Raw genomic sequence first — 15,464 nt, 5'->3', positions numbered from 1 at the left:
TCGAGACCACAAAAAACCCCGCTGCTTTCGCTGGCGGGGTTTTTCACAACGAGGAATTGAAGAAGATGCTACTGGGGTGGCACGCGGAAGAGTTTGCCTGTGTAAGGGCATTTCACTTCCATGCCAGTCGGCAGTCCTGTCACATCCACCAACTGATGCTTGGCGGCGTATGGGCTGTTCACAAAACCTGCACGGCCAGGGATGGACGTGCCATAGGGAAGTTCTGAGGCAGGCGCTGGTGCCGGGGCGGGAGCAGGGGCGGGCTCCAGCTTGGGATCAGGTGCGGGTGTCATCGCAGCCACATTGCTAGGGGCGGGAGGGGTTACCGGTACGGTCACGCTGGTGCGCGGCTTCGTCTGGCGTTGCGGCTCGGCTTGAACCTTGGGTTGGGGAGTGGGACTGGCTGCGATTCGGGGTGCTGCAGCTTCGTTCATGCCGCTGGGCACGATAAAAGGTTTCTGGGTGTATGGGCACACCACTTTGGATCCAGGACCCATGCCGCGCACATCTACGAGACGACCGGGGGTAGTGTAGGGGGAACGAACGTAACCCGGGAGCTCGCCAACTGCTCGTGCCACTGGCAGGTTGCTGGCTGGGGTCGTTGCTGGAGCTTGACGTCTAGGTGCCGCCGTCGGGGTCGTGTTGATGGCGAGAGTCTGGCGGGAACTGCCGGACGTCAAAGGCGCACCGGAAGATTTGCCCACATAATAGCTGATCAATCCTTTGCTTTGGATCTGATTCCAGGCTTCACGGGGAGGCATGGAACACGAGGAGAGTGCCGCAACGGTAAAACCCAAGAGTGGGAGACGGAGCCGGGAGAGCGTCAGAGAGTTTAACATGGCGTGAGGCGTTTTTTTGAATTCGCTTTCGAAATCTAGTGAATTTTTAAGATTATGCAACATCAATGCCAAAACGTGACAGTAATAGAAGCTTAATTTTTCGCTTTTATTATATTTACCATACCATTCAGCAGTCTGCTTTCTGCCCGATTATCATTTATGCATTGGCGAATCATCACTGTGGGAAAACCAGCCCTGACTTGGGCCAAGTTGGGTCTTGAGGATTACCTTTATCGGCTGCGGCGTGTGGCCAAAGTGGAGCATGTCGTGATTAAAGAAGGGCCGCGCGACCAAGTGGAGGCACAACTTCTTAATGCCAGTGCCGAAAGCCTGCGTCTGATCCTGGATGAACGCGGGAAAGCTTATCGCAGCTTGGATCTGGCGCGTTGGATCGAGCAAAAAGACATCCAGGGAACTAAGCGGGCGAGCCTCATTATCGGCGGAGCCGACGGTCATAGTGAATCTTTTCGCAAGCAAGCTGATGAATGCTGGACATTGTCTTCGTTTACCTTGCAGCATGAGATCGCCCTTGTCGTCCTGGCAGAGCAGCTTTACCGGGCCTACACTATTTTACGGAAGGAACCCTACCATCGGGAATGAAATCTTGCCGTTTTGTATTTTCTCAAATGAGACGCATTTCACTGAGGATTCGCCTTGTTGAGAACTTGAGATAGGCTTATATTTAAAAAAATACGACTTTCAGCCTCCTGGTCACTCGATGTCTTCATCCGTCCTCCGAAACGTGATTCAACCTAAACAGAGTCCCTCTCCAAATGCGAGAACGGGGGCAGAAGAATTTGGAGATCCAGGCAAGTCAGTGGATGACATGGAAGCAGTACTGGGGGTGCTCATTGAGAATGCGCCTGTGGCCATGGCGATGTTTGATCACCAGATGCGCTATGTGCTGGCAAATCGCTCATGGGTCGAGGAGTTTTCCCTACAGGGTGTGCATCCATTAATCGGGCGCAGCCAATATGAAGTCTTTCCAGGCATGCACCCAGGGTGGCGTCAGGTTTACGACCGCGCGCTGCAAGGGCATGTGGTGCGCAGTGAGCACGATGCGCTTTCCGGTCCTGATGGCCGACGTGTAGTCTATCGCTGGGAAGTCCGCCCCTGGAGGCGGAAGCGCGATGCAAGCGTTGGCGGCCTGATGGTCACCTGCGAAAAGTTCGGCAATGCTGCGGCCATCCAAGCGATCGCGGCCGAGGAAGCTCCCGTCGCTCCGGCAGAGTCTAAAAACCGGACTGCGGATCTGACGGATTGTACGATGCCGATGGCATTGCTGGATGAAAGGGGCGTGGTGCACCAGACCAATGCGGCGGCCATGGAATTGGGGCTCGCCAAGGGAATCCAGGAGGGGTTCTCGATCTTTTGGGATGTTTTTGCGGATGTGCGCGAATCTGCCCGGCTGCAGCTCCAATGGGGAGTGACGCTGGAAAAGCTGGAGGGCGAAAGCCGGACCACGGGCTGGGTGATGGAGCTGCCGGCTTCACAGTCTCAGGTCTTTACCGATGCTGGGCGTCTGCCCCCCCAGCGCTGGTTGGTCACCCACTGCCAGTCGGGTGAAAGTCCGCGCTATCTGGCGATGCTGCTACCTGCCATCGCCACTCCTGAACCTGCCCGCCCAGCCTTTACCGCCGCGCCCAATCTGCCGGCGATTGCCCAGGCCGTGGCCGCCATCTCTCAGCAGCCTGTGGCTGAGTCGCCCGGCCAACTTTTGGAACTGCGTCGCCTGCAGGATGAACTCGCCCGCACGAAGCAGGAGCTGCGCACGCTTCATGAGGCGGAGCGCACGTTCACCCAGAAGGAATCCCGCGTGCGCCAGTATGTAGATGCGCTGCCTTGTGGCGTGCTGGTTTTGGATGAGCTGGGAACCCCAGTGTATCAAAACGAGCCGCTGATGAAACTGCTGGGAAGACCAGTCGTCAAAGAAGAGACGGTCGAGGACTGGCTCGGTGCCGCCTGCCCGAATGAAGAACATCGGGTGGAGGTTACCACGCTCTGGCGTGAGGATGTGTGGCGTCGCCAGCTCACTCGCACCTTTTCGCTGGCCACAGCGGACGGCCTGCTCAAGGAGCTCGAGTTTCAGCCTTCAGGCCTGCCCGGAGGCGGACTGCTGGTGTGCATTCAAGATGCCACGGAGCACTGCCGTCACGAGGAGCAGTTGCGTGCCACTGAAGCCAAGTTCCGCACCCTGCTGCATGAATGCCCGGTGCCGGTGGTGCTGATGGACAAGGCGGGATCGGTCTTTGAAGTCAATCATTTGGCGGAAAGTTTGTTAGGCCAACCTAAGACCGAGCTGCGCCGCTATCCTTTGGACGCCTGGCTGGAGCCGGACTCGGCAAGTGCTCGTCGCGAGGCGCTGAAACAGATGCTTGAGACCGGGGAGCGCAGCCTCTCGATGGATGTCAGCCTGCGGCAGCAGGACGAGCTGACGGTACCTGCCACCCTGACGGTGGCTCCAGTTTTGGATGCTTTGGGCGAGCCGCATTGCACCATTCATTTCCTTCAGAAAAAAGGTGTCGTTGTCAGTCCAGCGTCGGCGGTGACTCCGGCTTCTCTGCCAACTCCCGCCCCAGCACATGCCAGCCTTTCTGCGGCCCCGGCCTTGCTGCCCAGCGAGCCTGTGGAGACCTTGCTGCTGAAGACCAACGTCAATGGCCGCATCAAGGAGATCACAGAGAGGGGACTTGAACTACTAGGCTTGACTGAGTCTGAGGCCAAGGGGCGTTCCCTGCATCTGCATTTCCGTCCATCTGATCCTACCGGTTTTTATGCCGAGCTTGTCCGAGTGTCCCATCTCGCCGATCCGGTGACCGAGCTGCCTTGCTTTACCCGCGCTGGAGATCGTCAGATCTGCCGGCTTCGGGTGGTTGCTTCGGATGGCGGAGGATTCGACTTTGAACTCTCCGAGCTGAGGGAGGTCCAGATGGAGGTCGCAGAAGAACCGCTGCCACTGGTGCAGAGTGGGCCGTTTTACCTGTCCCAGGGCTGGCCGATGGCGGACCTCTCGCGTGAGAAGCTGCTGCTCAGCGAAACCCATCATCGCATCAAGAACCATCTTCAGATCATCTCCAGCCTGCTGAATTTGGAATCGAACACGATGGCAGATAATTCTGCTCGCAGTGCCCTGCGTTCCAGCCAAAACCGTGTTCGTGCCATTGCGGAGCTTCATCAGCACCTCTACCAGCTTGCACTCGGTACCGCCGAAAGCTTCAGCATCTTTGCTGATGGGCTGGTGCAGCGTCTGCGGGATTGCTACAATGTTTCGCCGGAACAGGTGCAGGTGAATTTGGAGTTGGAGGAGGGCAGCATCCAGCAGGAGTGGCTGATGCCGCTGGCCCTGACGCTGAATGAAACGCTTTCAAACAGCTTTGAGCATGCCTTTCCAGAGCGCAGGCAAGGCCAGGTTCATGTCCGCCTCACTTTCGGGGCTCAAGGAGGCCATCTGGTGGTCAAAGACAACGGAATCGGTCTGTTGCCCGACTTTCACCCTGGAGATTCCCGAGGGCTGGGGTTGAAGATCCTCGGCGTGTTTGCGGAACAGATGCGGGGACAACTGAGCATTGGAACACCAAATTCTAATGGCACAGAAATTCAATTGCGATTTCCTATAGCATATGCTGATATTTAGAGTTAGCGTGATAAACGCTAATTCCAATGAATGGTTCTGACCGCATCCGCATCCTGATAGTCGAGAACGAGGGGCTCGTAGGCTGTGACATGGCCGCGTGTCTCAATGGCCTCGGTTATCGTGTCGTCGGCACCTGTGCCACAGGGGAGGAGGCCTTGCGGCTCTATGATGAGCTGCAGCCCGATCTCGTCTTGATGGATGTTCATCTGGATGGCTCGCTCGATGGGATCGAGACCGCAAAGCGTCTGCAGAAGAAAGGCCATGTAGCCGTGATCTATGTGACCGCCTGTGCCGATCTGGAAACGGTACACCGTGCCCGCGAAACGAATCCGCATGGCTATCTGCTGAAGCCCTTCAATCAGGATGAGCTGCGCCTGACAGTGGAAGTGGCCGCCTCCCGCCATCTGGCAGACAAGGAGCGCATCAGCCGCGAGCGTAGTTACTTCGAGACCTTCCAAAGTTTGGCGGATGGCGTCATCGCGGCAGACTTGGCCGGCGTGATTGTTTTCATGAATCCGGCTGCGGCCCGCATCACTGGCTGGCCACAGGCCCAGGTGGTGGGCCGTTCCCTCCACGAGGTTTTTCGCATCTACCATGCCAGCGGGGAGCCTGCGGCCGTGGAATTGACCTCTGCCAGCCAGACGATGCCCGAGCGCACCGTGTGGCTGACTGCGCTGGATGGCTCCCGCGTGGCCGTGCAGGACCGTTCCACCCCGCTTCGTGACCAGTCCGGCCAATTAACGGGAGTAGTCATTCTCTTTCGTGGGCTTTCCGTTCCCGTATCTGAAAATCTGCCCGCCCCAAGCCCTGGCGAGCGAGCTGCCCAGGCCCCTCTGGTGGACGTGGTGGAAAGCATCTCAGATCCGCTCATTGCCTTGGATAGCCGGTGGCAGCTCATTTACGCCAACGCCAGCGCCCAGAGGCTTTTTGAGCGCGGTCCGGAAAAACTATTGGGGGCCAATCTGTGGGACCTCCTCCCCACCGCCACCCGCGAGTCTCACTATGAGGCTCTGTCCCATGCTCTGCTCCATCGGGAGTCCGTGACCCGGGAGCTCTACTTTGAGGAAAAGCAGACCTGGCTGGAGATTCGCGGCCACCCCTTTGCCGAAGGTCTCCTTGTCCTGATGCAGGACATCACCAGTCGCCGTGAAGAAGCCGACCGCCGCAACCGCCTGGATCGTCTCGAATCCCTCGGTCTCCTGGCCCGTGGCTTCGCCCATGAGTTTAACAATCTGCTCACCGTCCTACTGGGGAACATCTCCCTCGCGGAGATGCGCCTGCGCAGTGCCGTGCAACTGCCGGAGCTGCATACGGCGAAGCAGGCCACGTTGCAGGCCCAGGGCCTCGTGCAGCAGCTCCTCACCTTTGCCCGCGGGGGTGCCCCCATCAAGCGGCCCACCCTGCTCAGTGACTTGGTGGAACAGTTTTTCCTCCATCACAGCCGCGCCACCCGCATCGAATATCGGCTGGAGCTCGCCCCACGCCTGCCCAATCTTGCGGTGGATCCAGCGCAGATACGTCGTTTGTTAGGCAATCTCATCCGCAATGCCGAACAGGCCCAGCCTGAAGGCGGCCGCATCACGGTGCGCTGTGTCGCGGCAGACCCGGGGGAAATGTTCCCCCATGAAATGCTGGCGGATCATCCTGCTCAGCCCACGGGCATTGTCATCGAGGTCAATGACGCCGGGGAAGGCATTCTAGCGGAAAACCTCACGCATATTTTTGAGCCTTACTTCAGCACCCGCAAGGCCGAGAACGCCACAGGCCTAGGCCTGACTGTCTGCGAATCCATCGCCAAAGCTCACGGCGGTTCCATCTCCGTGCGCAGTGAACCCGGTGTGGGAACCACGGTGCGCTTCTATCTGCCTGTGGATGCCGATGGCGAGGAAGTGGACGCCATGGGCATCACCACTGCCTTTGATGCCGCCCCTTCCTCCGCCTCTCCGCGTATTTTGATTTTGGAGGACGATCCTCTGGTGCGCAGCCTCATCGTGCGCAATCTCACCAGCCAGAACTACGAGATCGCCGAGAGCGCCGAAGGCAGCGAGACAGTTCGCCTTTATCAGGAATCCCTGCAGGCGGGACATCCTTACGATCTTGTCATCCTGGATCTGTCCATTCCCAATGGGATGGGGGGCGTGCGCACCATGGAGCGTCTGCGCCAGCTCGATCCCGAAGTTCTCGCCATTGTCTCCAGCGGCTATTCCGATGACCCCGTCATGGCAAAGCCCGCCGCCTACGGCTTTGCGGCTGTGCTGCCCAAGCCTTACGAGCCAGCCGACATGCTGCGCCTGGTGAAAACCGTTCTCGCCCAGCGCGAAGTGCGGAAGTGAGGAGGGGCAGGACGCGGCGCATAATTTGTTAGGCTGAGTCCGCTCCTGTCCACAAAAAACGCCGCCTGTCTCCAGGCGGCGTTGTGAGAATGCAAAGTGGATTATTTCGTCTCGGCCAGCACGCGCTTGATGTCGGCGGCTTGCTCGGCGGTGGAGGCCTTGGTGTCTTTCCAGACGATCTTGTCACCTTTGATGAGGAAGGCCTGACGGCTGGCCAAGTTCATGGTGCCTTTGACAATACGGTCTACCTTGAAGGCGTCCACAATCTGGCCTTCAGGGTCGGCGATGAGATCATAGGGCAGAGTGAAGTCGTCCTTGAATTTCTTTTGCGCTTCCGGTTTGTCAAAGGAGACACCCAGCACCTGCACGCCTTCCTTGGTCAGCTCCGCAAAGGCGTCGCGGAGGGAGCAGGCCTGCTTGGTGCAGCCAGGGGTGTTGGCCTTCGGGTAAAAGAAGACGACGGTCGGGCCTTTGGCATACACATCGGCAAAGGCGACGGTTTTGCCATCCTGATTGATGCCGGAGACCTGTGGGGCGGGCAGGCTGACTTTTTCACCTTCGCCGGCAAAGGCGCTGGTGCAGAGGCTGGCGGCGAGGGCGAGGAGAGTGAGGGTGTGTTTCATGGAGGGGACAGTGGCGAAGTTTGACAGCGGTGGGCTGAAAACGCTTCATAAAACGCATGAAGGGGGCAAGTTATTCCGAAATCGCCGCCATGCTCTACGATGCCCACAACCATCTGCAAGATGCCCGCCTGCACCCCTGGCGTACCCAGGTGATGGCGGATGTGGCGACGATGGGCGTGGTGGAGGCCGTGGTGAATGGCCTCACCGAGGCGGATTGGCCCGACGTGGCCGCCCTGGCCCAGGCACATGGGTGGGTACGGCCTTCCTTTGGCCTGCATCCCTGGCATGTGGCCGCGCGCAGTCCGGGCTGGCTGACCACGCTTGAAGACTGGTTGCGCGCTTTTCCTGGGGCGGCTGTGGGGGAGATCGGGCTGGATCGCTGGATCGAAAACCCCGACGTGCCCACGCAGGTGGCTTGTTTCCATGCCCAGCTAGCCCTGGCGGTGAAGTGGCAGCGCCCGGCCACCATCCATTGCCTGCGGGCCTGGGGATTGCTGGAGGAGACTCTGCGCAGCCAGCCGCTACCCGAGCGTGGCTTTCTGCTGCACTCCTACGGTGGTCCTGTGGAGATGATTCCTGGATTGGTGAAAAAGAGGGCTTACTTTTCTCTCTCCCCGTACTTTGGCCACCCGCGCAAAGCTGCCCAACTCGCCACCTTTCAGGCTGTGCCGCTGGATCGTCTGCTGGCCGAGACCGATGCGCCCGACATGGCCCCGCCGCCAGAGCTGAATGAGCACCCGCTGGGCAGCTCCACTCCGCCCTTAAACCACCCCGCCAATCTGCACGTGAGCTACGCCTTGCTGGCGGAACTTCGCGGCATGCCGCTACCTGAGCTCATCGGCCACGTGGGAGAAAACCACCGTCGGCTTTTTGGGGTAGGGGATTGAGGGGGGCTGCTGCCATGCTTCACCCCTGGAACTCCACATCGCTCTTGATCAAAGCGGGCAGGTCGAAGGAGTGGCCGTAACCGGTCAGCACTTCGGCGTTATCGGTACCGCGCTGAAGGCCCCGATAGAGGTCGCCTCGCAGGGGCCAAGCGGGTATTCAAGGGTTAGAGACGGACGAAATGGGAGCGTGCCGGGCGGAAGTGGCGTGTTGCGTGAAAAAACCGCTCGAAAGCACGGGCGCAGCCCGGTGCCCAAACCTCTCCACCTCGCCTGCAATGCAGGAATTACTCACCAGGCGCACTTTTTCCCCCGCAAGCATCTTCCTCCCGACAAAGTAGCCCAGACACTCGACAACGTGCATTCTCCCGCTACTCTCCGCGCCCTATGCTCGATATCCGCCTCATCCGCGACACCCCTGATCTGGTTAAAGAACGCCTCGCCACCCGCAGTGGTGACTACGCGTCCGTTGTGGATGAAGTGCTCTCCATCGATACCGCGCGGCGCGTGGCGGAGACGGAGCGGCAGAAGCTGCAGGGCGACCGCAACCGCATCAGCAAAGAGATTGGCATCGCTAAAAAGAACGGCCAGGACACCAGCGCCATTGAGGCTGAAGTGCGTGGCATCAATGACCGTATTGAGCAGATCGGCCGCGATGCTGACAGTGCCGATGCCCGCCAGCGCGAGCTTCTGCTGGGCCTGCCTAACCTGCCGCACGAAGCCTGCCCCGTAGGCCACAGCGCCGAGGAAAATCCTGAGGTACGTGTCTGGGGTAAGAAGCCCGTCTTCGAATTTGAACCGAAGGACCACACCGTTCTTGGTCAGCAACTGGGTCTTCTGGACTTTGAAGCTGGGGCCAAGATCACTGGTAGCGCCTTCGTCGTCTATCGTGGCCAGGGCGCGCGGCTGGAGCGCACGCTCATCAATTTCCTGCTGGACCTCCACACCACCGTCCACGGTTATCACGAAATCAGCCCGCCCCTGCTGGTGAAGCCGGAATGCCTCGTCGGCACAGGCCAGTTGCCCAAGTTTGGCGATCAAGTCTATCACAGTCCAGAGGATAACCTCTACCTCATCCCCACTGCCGAGGTGCCCGTAACGAACCTGCACCGGGACGAGATCCTGAAGCTGGAGCAACTCCCCATCAACTACGCCGCCTACACCCCTTGCTTTCGCCGCGAGGCTGGCAGCGCAGGCTTGGGCACGCGCGGCCTCATCCGCATGCACCAGTTTGACAAAGTGGAGCTGGTGAAAATCACCACGCCCGAGACCAGCATGGCCGAGCTGGAAAGCCTCACCGCGAATGCCGAAAAAGTACTTCAGTTGTTAGGTCTGCACTATCGCGTCATCGAACTCTGCACGGGCGATATCGGCTTTGGCTCCACCAAGACCTATGACATCGAGGTCTGGGCACCCGGCCAGGGCACCTATCTGGAAGTCTCAAGCTGCTCCACCTTTGGCGACTACCAGGCCCGCCGCATGAACCTGCGCTACAAGGACGAAAACGGTAAAAACAAGGTGCCCCACACTCTGAACGGCAGCGGCACCGCGCTGGCGCGCCTGTTTGTGGCCCTGGTGGAAACCTACCAGCAGTCCGATGGCAGCATCCTCATCCCCGAGGCCCTGCGCGGTCACTTTGGCGCGGAGAAGATTGCATAAAAACTGCCCGGAGATTCCATCATCTCCGGGCGTTTTCGACCGCTCTCAGCCCAGGCCGGGAGCGGTACCTTGGCGGGTTTACTTCAACGCGGCGAGGTCGGCCCCGAAGTTGATGTGGAACGGCACGCCATCCAGGATCAGGGCGGGCACGGAGAGGACTCCAGCCTGCTCGGCCTCGGCGATACGGCCCTTGTCTTCACCGAGGTGGACGATTTCTACGGCGTAACGCGCAGGGTCAAGTGCTAGGGCGATGTTTTGTTCTGCAGCGACACAGACGGTGCAACCTGCGTGATAGAAGACAGCTTGAGTTTTCATGAATTGTTTTGTTTGTTGGTTAGGCCCTTGTTGGGCGGGGGTGACTTCTTCACGCGGGTTTAAATGCTGAAAAGAGGGCAGGATTTGGTGAGGGGGTTACCAAAAAGTGCCCTGGTGACAGCACCCTTTTGTGCGACATTTTTGGGCGCATGAAGACGAAGTTTCTGAGCCTGAAAGACCGCCGTTCCTACCATTCGTTGGAGGATGTGGTGGGCTGCAAATGGAGCGCTGGAGTGGTGGCAGCGATTGGTCGCGGAATTGTGCGCCCAGGGGAGTTGGAACGATTTTTGCCTGGCATTTCCACCAAGATTCTCAATGAACGCCTGCGCAAACTGCTGGCCTATGGTGTTATCTCCCGCACAGAGCATCCGGGGCTGCCAGCTCGCGTGGAGTATGCACTGACGCCTTCCGGGCAAAAGCTGGCGACCATTCTGGACCAACTACGTGAACTGAATGCCGAACACGAAAGCGCGGCCACCCTTCCTGAAACGCCATGACCCTGCTCTCCCTCCAAACATCGGCCATTCGTGAAGTGCCCTCGCAGGATTCTGGAGAATGGTGGGATAAGGCCTGGACTACAGGTTTTTACAAGGTGCCTGTTTTGACGCCCCTGTGGTTAGGCTATGAGGGGCTGAAGGGGGATCAGCAGGCGGACCGACGCTACCATGGCGGTTCGGAAAAGGCCGTGTGCGTTTATGCCAGTGAGCACTTCCCCTATTGGCAGGAAAAGCTGGGCCTGGCCACCCTGCCGCCTGGGGCCTTTGGGGAAAACTTCACCACGGCGGGTCTGCTTGAGACGGACGTGTGCATCGGCGATGTCTATGCCATCGGTGAGGCAAAAGTGCAGATATCGCAGCCACGCCAGCCTTGCTGGAAGCTGGCCCGGCGCTGGCAGGTGAAGGATCTCACGGCCCAGGTGGAGCGGACTGGCTTCACCGGCTTTTACTTTCGCGTGCTACAGCATGGCTGGGTGCAGGCGGGGATGGGTTTCACCCGGCTGGAACGCCCTTTCCCACAGTGGAGCGTGGCGCTGGCGAATGAGATCATGCACCACCGCCGGGCGGATGCCGCTGGTGCGCAGGGCCTGGCTGGCTGCCCGGCGCTGTCTTCCAGTTGGAAGGACTCGCTCTGGGCACGCGGGGCACTTTCGCCCGAAGCCCAGGAAGCAGCGATCAAGCTGCGTTCGCTGGGGTTATGACGCGTTTTACCGAGGTGATATCAATAGGCGCTGCGGAGGTCCACAGCGTAGCTGCGGTTCAGTCGGATGACCTGTTCGGTATCGGGACGCAGGAAGGATTCGGGCAAAAGGCCATAGCCCAGTCCGTAGCTGCTGAGGCTGTTGGGCTCGCGAATCACAAGGCCTTGGATGTTGTAGGGTTGGATACGGACGCGGGTGCTGTAGGTATCGGTCTTGGGATCGTAGATTTCTTCTGAGATTCGGAGACTGGTGGTACCGCTGAAGTGACCGGTGGCGGAGTTAAACTTGAGAGTTTTGAAGATGAGGGCGTCTTCCCCGAGGTCACGCGGGAAGGCGACGCTATGGTCTCGGCGAAGGGTGCCGTATTGGGTGATGCCGAGGGTGGACACGGAGATGTTTTGGGCCCCGGCGCTGGTGTTTATCATGAGCGGGCCGGTGAGGCCGCTGGGGTGATCGGGCTTCAGGTATTTGCCACAGGAGTTGAGGCCGACGTTGGCGTTGATCTCAATGGGGTAGTTGTTTTGGCCGCTGTAGCTGGTGGCGATTTTGAACCACAAGAAGCTGCCGCTGATGCTGGCATTGAGGTAGTCGGGCCCTTGGCTGCCGGGGTTGAGGCTGTAACTGTAGAGGATGCCGCCACGGTTGCCATAAAGGTGACGAAGGCTGGTAACGGTGAAGTCTTGGCTGACGGGGGCTGAGGCGGTGAGGGTGGTGCCATCGGCCAATTTACCTACTTGGCTGAGGAGGCCGCTGGCGCTGACGGTGGAGCGGGTGAAGCTGCTGCCGCCGGGGCGGGAGTCACTGCCTTCAGCGGGCTCAAAGCCGAGATTAAAAGCGCCGCGGTAGCCAGCATCCAGAGGAGCTTTGCTGTTGAAGGGGCAGTGGCTGAGGTTGCCGCTGAGGGACTGTACACCGTTGCCATTTTCTGGGCTGGTGAAGGGGACCTCCAGATAGCATTCAAAGATGCCGCCTTCGACCTGGAAGTGGAAGGTGGTGGGGCCGTCGTGACTGATAGGGCCGCCGAGAGCGCCAGTGAGGGCTAGCTGGGCGGTGCCGTGGTAGCGGCTGCTGCTGGTGCCAAGGTCCTGGCCATTGACCATGCTGCCGGTGAAGCCGACGTGCCCCGTGCGGCCAGCGTGGTTGCTGGCGCTTATTTTCCCAGTGAAGCGGCCATCTGGCGTGATGGTGACATCGATGAGGGTGGAGAGGACGCCATCGTAAAGGGTGCCGTAAAAGCGGCCATGAGTTCCAGCGGGGAGGGTGGGTACCTCCAGAAGAACCTTGATGGGGACGGAACTGCCGAGGGGATTAACGGCGGCGAAGGTGAGGGTGTGGAGGCCAGACTTGGTGGGCGTGCCGCTGAGGGTGTGGGAGATGGGATCGTAGCGGAAGCCGGGGGGCAGTCCTTTGATGGTGAAGCGGTCTGCCTGCTCGGGCAGGGGTAGCTCGGCCTGATACAAGAGGCCAATCTGGGCGGGCTCCAACGTGAAGGCCTGGAGGGTGGGCACGGCCGTGACGATGGTGAGGGTCTGGTCTGCGCAGGTGAGCTCGTTGGCACCAAGTTCATTGGGGATGAACCGGGCAGTGCAAGCATAGCTGCCTTCATCCTCCAGGGTGGGGGAGGTGAAGGTGAGGGTGGGGCTATCCACTCCGCTGAGGCCGGGGCGGGCCTGGAGGGGCACTCCGTTGTGTGTCCAACTGTAGGTTAGGCCGGATCCGGCGATGGGGATGGTGAGTGTAAATTTGCGGCCGACGGCGATCTGATGGTTTCGGGGGCGACTGTCCATGACGGCGACGCGGATGTCGCGCGTGTAGCTGCCGGTAATGGTACGGGCGGTGAAAGCATAGGTGCCGGCATCGGCAAAGGTGGCCGCTCCCACGGTGTATTCAGCCACGGTGTTGGCCAGAGGGAGTACTTTGCCATTGAGCTTCCAACTGCTCCGCCACTCGTAATTGGTGAGGATGGCGGGGGAGAGTTGGAAGGTTTCTCCAAGGGAGATGAGGATGTTGTTGTGGGGCTGGATGTAGGGGTCGTTGACGTATTCCACGATGAAGTCTTCACTGCGGGCTTCGCCATCGGTGTTGGTGACGACGATGTGGTGGGTGCGGGTGGCGGGGGTGTTGTTAAAGAGAGCGAAGCCGAGGTAACTGCCGCTGACACCGAAGGTATTGACCACCTCACCGTCGGCATAGACTTTGCAGGTGGCAGGCAGGCGGCCGCTGTAGTAGTAGCCATAATACCCGAAGCTGCCGGTGAAGATCTGGGACCGGGCAGGCGGGGGAACGCTGAGAACGGGGGGCTGGCGCACAGTGATCTGGAAGGGGGAGCTGGCCTGGGTGATGCGCTGGGTGGGGGCCTGACCGGTAACCTCCACACGCCAGGTGCCTTCATGGCTGCCTTGGGCGATGAAGTCGAAGCTGGGATTGTTCGTGCGGCCTAACAAGGTATTGTTACAATACCAACTGTACACTACAGATACGCCGCTGAGCACTGCCACTTCGGCATAGAGATGGGTGTTTTGGCCTGCCTGCAAGGTGCGGTCTGGCGGGGTCGAAAGGATGGTGAAGCCGGGTGCAGGGGCATTGCTGCCGCGCAGCACGCGCAGGACGGCCATGGAATCGAGCGGATTGGTGTCCACGCGGGTGGTGCCGATGAAAAGATGGTTGTTTGCCGGGTCCTGCCGCAGGCCAGCCAAGAGATTTCCGCCGCTGCCGAGGGTGTAGGTCATTTCCCCGCTAACACCAAACGAATGGTCCAACTGACCATTCCACTCCAGACGACGCAGGCGGATCTGGGAGGAACTGGGCACCCCTGGCAGGTGGGCGGCGAGGATGATGCGGCCATCGCTCTGCACCAGCAAATCTCCTGGCACCCAAGATGGGGACCCAAAGGTGTGGGTTTGGATGCCATCGTTTGAAAAGGTGGTATCCAGCGCACCTGCGGGGGTGAGACGCATGAGGCCCATCTCATCACCGGAGGGGGAACTGGTGACGGCGACCACGATGTTTTGCAGCACATCCAGTGTCAGCGCCCGCACGCCCTGGTTATTGCTGACGTTGCCGCCAATCGTGGAGGTGAGCAGCCGCCCGTTCGTATTGGCAAAGGTCGTGTCCGGCACCCCATTGGTGAGGATCCGCGAGATGTAGGCATATCCCCCGTTGGATGTGCTTCCTGCGTAGAGGATGCGGCCATTCGACTGCGCCTGCAGGCTGGTGACGGTTTGCTCCCCCGAACCTCCATAAACCAAACGCCCATTCGTGCCAAAGGAACCATCCAGTGTGCCTCCGGCCGAGACGATGCTAAACAGCTCTGCATCAAAGTCAGATGCGCTCACGCGTCGCGTGTTCCCAGAGACGATCACACGCCCATCGGCCAAGGCCACCACATCTGTGAGGGTGGACGAAGTGGTGTGGCTGATGCGGGTGATGGCAAAGGTATTGTCCAGAGCACCCTGCTCCGTTAGCCGCAGGATGTAGTAGGTATTGCCTGCATCTCCTGCGACGATGATTCGGCCATTCGACTGTACTGCCAGAGCCCGTACGGTGAAGGCCTGTGAGCTCTCCGAATACGTGTAAAAACCACTGGTTCCAAAGGTGGTATCCAGTTGTCCATTGCCTGAAAGGCGGCTGACGATCATGTGCTGGTTGCCAGACCCATCCAGGAGCTGCCCTGCGACGAGGGTGCTGCCATTGGAAAGTACCTCCAGGGTCTGCGTCTTCGTCTTTTGATCTGTCACCGAGGCCAACCCCACTCCAGCGTTTCCATAGGTGCTGTCCAGGGTACCAGCACCTCCCTGTCCGAAAAGCTGACTTGTTATCAGCGTGGCTCCGAAGAGGAGTGCGTGAGAGATATAGGATGAAAATCGCATGAATTTATCCGAGTCTCTTAGAGAATCTGGCGGGCAGAATCAAGACTATTCCAGAAAGGTCGCCGCCAGGGAACTGATGGGGCGGCGTGAAACGAGCAGTGAAAAGGCGA

The 15,464-nt window shown here is 59.5% G+C and carries 11 protein-coding genes; 7 read left to right on the top strand and 4 right to left on the bottom strand.

What is annotated here, in order from left to right; all coding sequences use genetic code 11:
- Positions 1-68: 68 nt before the first annotated feature.
- Positions 69-761: a hypothetical protein gene (locus ABEB25_RS12580; RefSeq protein WP_345736763.1), complete on the bottom strand. Its 693-nt coding sequence runs from the start codon at positions 759-761 to the stop codon at positions 69-71.
- A 237-nt stretch (positions 762-998) separates the two neighbouring features.
- Here ABEB25_RS12580 and ABEB25_RS12575 point away from each other — a divergent pair, with 237 nt between their 5' ends.
- The 3 genes from ABEB25_RS12575 (at position 999) to ABEB25_RS12565 (ending at position 6,806) form a co-directional block, all read left to right on the top strand.
- Positions 999-1,439 (top strand): 23S rRNA (pseudouridine(1915)-N(3))-methyltransferase RlmH, encoded by a 441-nt coding sequence (locus tag ABEB25_RS12575; protein ID WP_345736762.1) that lies wholly within the window; start codon positions 999-1,001, stop codon positions 1,437-1,439.
- Between the two features lie 226 nt (positions 1,440-1,665).
- Entirely contained in the window at positions 1,666-4,473 is a 2,808-nt protein-coding gene (locus ABEB25_RS12570; protein WP_345736761.1) for a PAS domain-containing protein, read from the top strand.
- A gap of 26 nt (positions 4,474-4,499) precedes the next feature.
- Entirely contained in the window at positions 4,500-6,806 is a 2,307-nt protein-coding gene (locus ABEB25_RS12565) for a hybrid sensor histidine kinase/response regulator (protein ID WP_345736760.1), read from the top strand.
- Between the two features lie 101 nt (positions 6,807-6,907).
- Here the strand turns inward: ABEB25_RS12565 and ABEB25_RS12560 are convergent, their stop codons facing one another.
- A complete protein-coding gene (locus ABEB25_RS12560) occupies positions 6,908-7,429 on the bottom strand; it encodes a peroxiredoxin (RefSeq protein ID WP_345736759.1) in 522 nt (173 codons plus the stop codon).
- A gap of 56 nt (positions 7,430-7,485) precedes the next feature.
- On the opposite strand from ABEB25_RS12560, the gene ABEB25_RS12555 reads away from it, so the two are divergent.
- Both ABEB25_RS12555 and serS read left to right on the top strand, forming a co-directional pair.
- Entirely contained in the window at positions 7,486-8,316 is an 831-nt protein-coding gene (locus ABEB25_RS12555; protein WP_345736758.1) for a TatD family hydrolase, read from the top strand.
- A gap of 384 nt (positions 8,317-8,700) precedes the next feature.
- Complete coding sequence (gene serS / locus ABEB25_RS12550) at positions 8,701-9,972, top strand: serine--tRNA ligase (RefSeq protein WP_345736757.1); 1,272 nt, start codon at positions 8,701-8,703, stop codon at positions 9,970-9,972.
- A gap of 78 nt (positions 9,973-10,050) precedes the next feature.
- On the opposite strand, the gene ABEB25_RS12545 is transcribed toward serS, so the two are convergent.
- Entirely contained in the window at positions 10,051-10,287 is a 237-nt protein-coding gene (locus ABEB25_RS12545; protein WP_345736756.1) for a thioredoxin family protein, read from the bottom strand.
- A 149-nt stretch (positions 10,288-10,436) separates the two neighbouring features.
- On the opposite strand from ABEB25_RS12545, the gene ABEB25_RS12540 reads away from it, so the two are divergent.
- Both ABEB25_RS12540 and ABEB25_RS12535 read left to right on the top strand, forming a co-directional pair.
- Positions 10,437-10,784, top strand: a complete 348-nt coding sequence (locus ABEB25_RS12540) for a winged helix-turn-helix transcriptional regulator (protein WP_345736755.1) — start codon at positions 10,437-10,439, stop codon at positions 10,782-10,784.
- Entirely contained in the window at positions 10,781-11,485 is a 705-nt protein-coding gene (locus tag ABEB25_RS12535) for an MOSC domain-containing protein (protein ID WP_345736754.1), read from the top strand. The genes ABEB25_RS12540 and ABEB25_RS12535 overlap by 4 nt, the downstream gene beginning before the upstream one ends.
- A gap of 20 nt (positions 11,486-11,505) precedes the next feature.
- Here ABEB25_RS12535 and ABEB25_RS12530 read toward each other — a convergent pair whose 3' ends face one another.
- A complete protein-coding gene (locus tag ABEB25_RS12530; RefSeq protein WP_345736753.1) occupies positions 11,506-15,354 on the bottom strand; it encodes a hypothetical protein in 3,849 nt (1,282 codons plus the stop codon).
- Between the last annotated feature and the right edge of the window lie 110 nt (positions 15,355-15,464).

The sequence above is a fragment of the Prosthecobacter algae genome, from assembly GCF_039542385.1.
Taxonomy (GTDB): Bacteria; Verrucomicrobiota; Verrucomicrobiia; order Verrucomicrobiales; family Verrucomicrobiaceae; genus Prosthecobacter; species Prosthecobacter algae.
Note: the sequence above shows the minus strand (reverse complement) of the source record. Positions and strands in the feature narration are given on the sequence as shown.

Bases quoted from the DNA above. Each gene is read 5' to 3' on its own strand.
- ABEB25_RS12580 (WP_345736763.1), bottom strand. From the start codon at position 761: ATGCCTCCCCGTGAAGCCTGGAATCAGATCCAAAGCAAAGGATTGATC.
- ABEB25_RS12575 (WP_345736762.1), top strand. From the start codon at position 999: ATGCATTGGCGAATCATCACTGTGGGAAAACCAGCCCTGACTTGGGCC.
- ABEB25_RS12570 (WP_345736761.1), top strand. From the start codon at position 1,666: ATGGAAGCAGTACTGGGGGTGCTCATTGAGAATGCGCCTGTGGCCATG.
- ABEB25_RS12565 (WP_345736760.1), top strand. From the start codon at position 4,500: ATGAATGGTTCTGACCGCATCCGCATCCTGATAGTCGAGAACGAGGGG.
- ABEB25_RS12560 (WP_345736759.1), bottom strand. From the start codon at position 7,429: ATGAAACACACCCTCACTCTCCTCGCCCTCGCCGCCAGCCTCTGCACC.
- ABEB25_RS12555 (WP_345736758.1), top strand. From the start codon at position 7,486: ATGAAGGGGGCAAGTTATTCCGAAATCGCCGCCATGCTCTACGATGCC.
- serS (WP_345736757.1), top strand. From the start codon at position 8,701: ATGCTCGATATCCGCCTCATCCGCGACACCCCTGATCTGGTTAAAGAA.
- ABEB25_RS12545 (WP_345736756.1), bottom strand. From the start codon at position 10,287: ATGAAAACTCAAGCTGTCTTCTATCACGCAGGTTGCACCGTCTGTGTC.
- ABEB25_RS12540 (WP_345736755.1), top strand. From the start codon at position 10,437: ATGAAGACGAAGTTTCTGAGCCTGAAAGACCGCCGTTCCTACCATTCG.
- ABEB25_RS12535 (WP_345736754.1), top strand. From the start codon at position 10,781: ATGACCCTGCTCTCCCTCCAAACATCGGCCATTCGTGAAGTGCCCTCG.
- ABEB25_RS12530 (WP_345736753.1), bottom strand. From the start codon at position 15,354: ATGCGATTTTCATCCTATATCTCTCACGCACTCCTCTTCGGAGCCACG.